Source organism: Streptomyces sp. NPDC059142 (assembly GCF_042755665.1).
Taxonomy (GTDB): domain Bacteria; phylum Actinomycetota; class Actinomycetes; order Streptomycetales; family Streptomycetaceae; genus Streptomyces.
This window is the reverse complement of sequence record NZ_JBHZDA010000002.1, coordinates 241,403-246,414: the sequence shown is the minus strand read 5'-3', so window position 1 is coordinate 246,414 and position 5,012 is coordinate 241,403. Positions and strand designations below refer to the sequence as shown.

At 73.3% G+C, this 5,012-nt stretch carries 5 protein-coding genes; all 5 read right to left on the bottom strand.

Annotated elements, in window-relative coordinates; translation table 11 throughout:
- Nucleotides 1-158: 158 nt before the first annotated feature.
- A complete protein-coding gene (locus tag ACFXPK_RS02250) occupies nt 159-1,427 on the bottom strand; it encodes a cytochrome P450 (RefSeq protein WP_385006629.1) in 1,269 nt (422 codons plus the stop codon).
- Nucleotides 1,424-2,038 carry an ATP/GTP-binding protein gene (locus ACFXPK_RS02245; protein WP_385006632.1) on the bottom strand — a complete coding sequence of 205 codons (615 nt, stop codon included), beginning with the start codon at nt 2,036-2,038 and terminating at the stop codon, nt 1,424-1,426. The genes ACFXPK_RS02250 and ACFXPK_RS02245 overlap by 4 nt, the downstream gene beginning before the upstream one ends.
- Nucleotides 2,019-2,375, bottom strand: coding sequence for a DUF742 domain-containing protein (locus ACFXPK_RS02240; protein WP_385006634.1), 357 nt, complete (start codon nt 2,373-2,375; stop codon nt 2,019-2,021). The genes ACFXPK_RS02245 and ACFXPK_RS02240 overlap by 20 nt, the downstream gene beginning before the upstream one ends.
- Nucleotides 2,372-2,791, bottom strand: a complete 420-nt coding sequence (locus tag ACFXPK_RS02235) for a roadblock/LC7 domain-containing protein (RefSeq protein ID WP_385006636.1) — start codon at nt 2,789-2,791, stop codon at nt 2,372-2,374. The genes ACFXPK_RS02240 and ACFXPK_RS02235 overlap by 4 nt, the downstream gene beginning before the upstream one ends.
- Before the next feature lie 117 nt (nt 2,792-2,908).
- Nucleotides 2,909-4,729 (bottom strand): ATP-binding protein, encoded by a 1,821-nt coding sequence (locus tag ACFXPK_RS02230; protein ID WP_385070654.1) that lies wholly within the window; start codon nt 4,727-4,729, stop codon nt 2,909-2,911.
- Nucleotides 4,730-5,012: the final 283 nt, after the last annotated feature.

Here is a 5,012-nt window from a genome sequence, read left to right as displayed (position 1 = left end):
TGGCGCGGGGTCGGGTGGGGGTTTGCCGGGGGGGCGCCCATCGCGTGGGGGGTGTTCTCCCCCGGGGGCGGGGGGGCGGGCGGGGCGGGGGGGGGGCCGCCCGGGGGCCGGGGCGGCCGGCACCGCTCAGCCGGGTACGCCCACCCCGGGTACGTCCGCTACTGGACCACGGGCGTGAAGCTCACCGGCAGCGCGGTCAGCCCGCGCATCCAGATCGAGGGCCGCCAGGTCAGCTCGTGCGGCTCCACCCCCAGCACCACGTCGGGCAGCCGCTCCAGCAGCGTCTCGACCGCCGTACGGGCGATGACGTCCGCGAGCAGCGGACCCGGGTAGAGACAGCGGTGCTCCCCGTTGCTGAACGAGAGATGCGCCGAGTTCTCCGCCCCGACATGGCCCTCGGGCCAGATCTGCGGGTCGGTGTTGGCCGCGGCGAAGCCGAGGACCAGACAGTCGCCCGTCTTGATGTGGCGCCCGGCGAGCTGGGTGTCGCGCACCGCCCACCGGCCGATGAAGTTCTGCGTCGGGGTGTCCAGCCACAGCACCTCGTTGAGGGCCTGCCCGACACTGAGCCGCCCGCCCGAGACGTTCAGCGCGAACCGGTCGTCGGTGAGCAGCAGACGCAGCGAGTTGCAGATCCAGTTGGCCGTCGGCTGCTGCGCGGCGGCGATCAGCGTGATGAGGTCCTGGACGACCTCCTCGTCGGTCAGCCCGGCGGGATGGGCCAGCATCCGCGAGGTGACATCGGTGCCGGGGGTGCTCCGTTTCTCCTTGACGAGCTGTTCTATGCGCGCCTGCACCCGCAGATAGGCGGCGACCGGGTCGTCGCCCTCCGCGGCGTCCAGCGAGATCCGCAGGTCCCGTACGAGATTCTCGGTGTCCCCGCCGCCGAGCGGCATCCCGCAGAGCTGGACCACCGCGCGCATCGGCAGCGCGTGCGCGTAGAGGTCCATCAGCTCCGCCTGGCCGCTGCCCGCGAACGCGTCGATGAGCCCCTCGGCGATCTCCCGGCAGGTGTGGGCGAGTTCGAACTGGTCGACGGCCTCCAGCGCCTCCGTGACCACCCCGGAGCGCCGCTGGTGCTCCGCGCCCTCGGTGAACAGCAGCGAGGGCTGGTAGCCGACGAACGGCATCAGCGGCCAGTCGGCGGGGATGTTCGGCCACTGGTTCCAGCGCCGCGAGTCCCGGGCGAACAGCTCGTCGTGCCCGGTGACGTAACTGACCTCGGCGTAGCCCAGCACCAGCCAGGCGGGGATGTCCCCGTCGAGCAGGATGGGCGCGACCGCGCCGTGCTCCCTGCGCATCGCGCGGTAGAGCTGGGACGGGGTCTGCTGGTATTCGAGGCCGCTCAGCCGTACGGAGCCACCGGCGTGCGCGGGGCAGCCGGGGGGCGGGGCCTGTCCTTCGACGGCTCCTGCGGGGTCGGTCATGGTGTCAGCTCCCGGGCCATGGCCAGTTCGTAGAGGTGGTCCACGAGGGTGATCAATACGTTCTTGCCGGACGACCGTACCCGCGCGTCGCAGTCGACCAGCGGCACATGGTCCGGCAGCGAGAGTGCCTGGCGGATCTCGTCGAGCGAGAACGACGAGACGTCGTCGTCGAATCGGTTCACGGCCACCACGAAGGGCGTTCTGTGGTGTTCGAGCCGGTCGATGGCGTACCAGGACTCGCTCATCCGGCGGGTGTCGACCAGGACGACCGCGCCCAGCGTGCCGGAGAAGAGCCGGTCCCACAGGAACCAGAACCGCTCCTGGCCGGGCGCCCCGAACAAGTAGAGCACCATGCGTTCGTTGAGGCTGATCCGCCCGAAGTCGAAGGCGACGGTCGTGGTCGTCTTCGTGGTCAGCCCGGCGGTCTCGTCGACCCCGACACCGGCCTGTGTCATGACCTCTTCGGTGTTGAGCGGGCGGATCTCGCTGACCGAGCGGACCAGGGTGGTCTTGCCGACGCCGAAGCCGCCCACGACGACGATCTTCAGACCGGTCTCGGCGGAGTCGCTCAGCGGGGTACGTGCCGGCAGCTCAGAGGTTACGGAGTCCAAGGAGCACCTCCTTCAGGAGAGCGGAGTCGGGAAGGTCGGCGGAGCGCGCGGCGCGCGGGTGGCGGGCGGTGATACGGCCCGTCGCGAGGAGGTCGCCGAGGAGGATCCGTACCACCATCACCGGCAGTCGCAGCTCGGCGGCGATCTCCACGACCGCCGTGGGATGGTCGCACAGCTCCAGGATCCTGACGTGCTCCGACTGCATCCCCGCGGTCGGCCGGCACTCGCTGACGATCAGGGTGACCAGGTCGAAGGTGTCGTCCTCGACCCGGCTGCGGCCACCGGTGACGGTGTACAGCCGGTCGGGGTCCCCGGTGTCGACGGGCCGCCTGATCATGAGCGTCCGCTGCCGTGTGCGGGTGTGCGGGGTTCCGCCCGCAGATGCTCACCGATCTGCTCGACCAGCTCGCTCATCTGATGGCCCACCACACCGGGGTCGGCGCCGTCCTCGGCCACCACCGCGAGATGCGCGCCGTCACCGGCCTCCACGATGAACAGCAGTCCGCCGTGGAACTCCGTCATCGAGTGGCGTACGCCACCGCTTCCGCTGCCGAACTCCACCGAGGCGCCCTGCGCGAGCGCCTGGATGCCGGAACAGATGGCGGACAACTGGTCGGCCTGGTCGAGGGTGAGATGACGGCTCCAGCAGAGCTTCAGTCCGTCGCGGGAGAGCACGAGGGCGTGCCGGGTGCCGGGAGTGCGCTCCAGCAGGTTCTCGAGGAGCCAGGTCAGGCTGTTGTCTGTGGTCTGCATGGTGTGCGTGGGGCGGGATGGAGCCGGTGGTCCGGCCACCTGCCCGTGCCTCCTTCTCACGTTCCGGGTGGGGTTGGGCGCCAGGACCCCCGGGCGCCGTACGGGGTGGGCGCGGCCCTACCCGGCCGGAGTGCCGGGGGTGGCGGAAGCGCCGGGAGCGTCGGGAGGGCCGGCCTGGTCCTGCGGCGGGACGGCGGGGGCGGCCGGGTCCTGGGCGCCGTCGGAGGGCGCGCCGGTCCCGGCGGCCGGGGCGTCGGCGCCCTCGGCGGCGTTCCGCGCGCGGTGGAAGGCGCCGAACCGGGCGCCCACGTCGCGGCGTTCCGGCCGGACCGCGGTGGCCTCCGGCTCCGGGTTGGGCCGGCCGCGGTCGGCGGCGGCCATCGTACGGCCGGGCGGGCGCACCGGCAGGCCGCCGGGCGTGGCGACACGGGGACCGCCGGCCGGGGCGGACGGCGAGGGGAGCACCGGCCACGCCGTGGACGTCGGTACGGGCGGGGGCGGCGGCGGGGCGGCGGCGGCCGGCGGGGCCATCACCGGGGGCACGGTCGCCTCGGGCGCCGGGCGGCGCAGCGACTGCTCGGGTCCCATCCCGCGCTGCTGGGCCATGAGCTGCGGCGGGAAGAGCACGACGACGCCCGTGCCACCGCGCGACGAGGGCCGGTAGTTGACGCTGATGTGGTACTTGGCGGCCAGCCGGCCGACCACGGCCAGTCCGAGCCGGGTGCCCTGGAGCGTCGCGAGGTCGGTGACCCGCCCCGAGACGGACTCCTCGGCGCGGCGCATCGCGGCGGCGGCCATCTTCAGGCCGCTGTCCTCGATGGTCACCACGATGCCGGCGGTGCGCTCCTCGACGTAGACATGGACCTCGTCGATCGGCGGGGAGAAGTTCGCCGCGTTGTCCATCAGTTCGGCGAGCAGGTGCATCACGGGCTCGGCGGCGAACCCGGCGATGGCCGCCTGGCTGGAGCAGTGCAGCCTGACCCGCTGGTAGGCGGCGATACGGCCGACCGCGCCGCGCAGGATCGACTCCATGCCGATCGGCTTGTTCCAGGCGCGGCTCGCGCGCCCGCCCATGAGCAGGGCCAGCCGGTCGGTGAGCAGCCCGAGCTGCGAGGTGTTGTGATCGAGCTTGAGGAGGTCGCCGAAGACCTCCTCGCCGTAACGGTCCTGCATGTCGCGCAGGTCGGCCAGCATGGAGACGGCCTTGGCCTGCACCCGGCTCAGCGCCTTGGCGCTCGCCGCCTGCGCGGCGGCCGCGCGCCGCTCACTGACGGCGAACTCCCGGACCACCGCGTCCACCAGGACCCGCAGCCGCGGGTCCTCGGGCGGTACGACGGTGGAGAGCACGGTGTCGGCGGAGCCGCCGGCGCGCAGTCCGGCGAGCGCGTCGGGGAGCGTCTTGCCGGTGAGCAGGTCCAGGTCGTCGGCGGACTTGGCCAGCCGGGCGACGGCGGTCTCGCTGTCGGCGAGCGAGCGGGCCGCGCGCGCCTCGGCGGCGGCGATCTCGTTCGTGAACGTCTCCAGGACCCGGCGGAGTTGCGGGTCGGACGGCGGCGGGGTGCTCGCGAAGGTCTCCCGGGCGCTCAGACCCTCGTGGAGCTTCTTGACGACCGCGGGCAGGGTGACGTTCAGCAGATGCGCGGACTCCGCGCCGCTCTGGGCGAGCCGGGTCTGCGCGGTGCCGTTCTCGCTCCGCGCGGCCTCGGCGGCGCGCCGCGCTCCGCGCAGCAGCAGCGCGGAGGTGATGACGGTCGCGGCCAGACAGACCCAGGTGACGGCGACGGTGGCGGCGAGCCAGCCACGGGCCGCTGCCGGGGCCGCGGCCACCACCCCTCCTCCGGCGGCGCCGGCCACCACCAGCAGGGTCAGCGGGACGGTGAGCGACAACGACCGCGTCGTGGGTATGCGGTGCGGGCTGGGGGCGACAGGCACTGACATTCCGCGGTCCCTCGGTACTTGAGTGCGGGGGGAACAGACTGGCCGACCTGCGGGCTTCGGCCGCACGGGCGGGATCTGACACCGATGGGGACGGCGATCTTCCGCACCACATGTGGCGCTCATGCTAACCACGGGACGCGGTACGGAAGCACTCAGGGCCCCTTGGGCCCACAGAACGGGGGGGGGGGGGGGCGCGCCGCGGGGGGGGGGGGGGGCGTGGCGCTGTGCTTGTGAGGCTCGGGGTGGCGCGGGAGGTGTGGCGGGCCCGGGCGCGCCCCGGCGG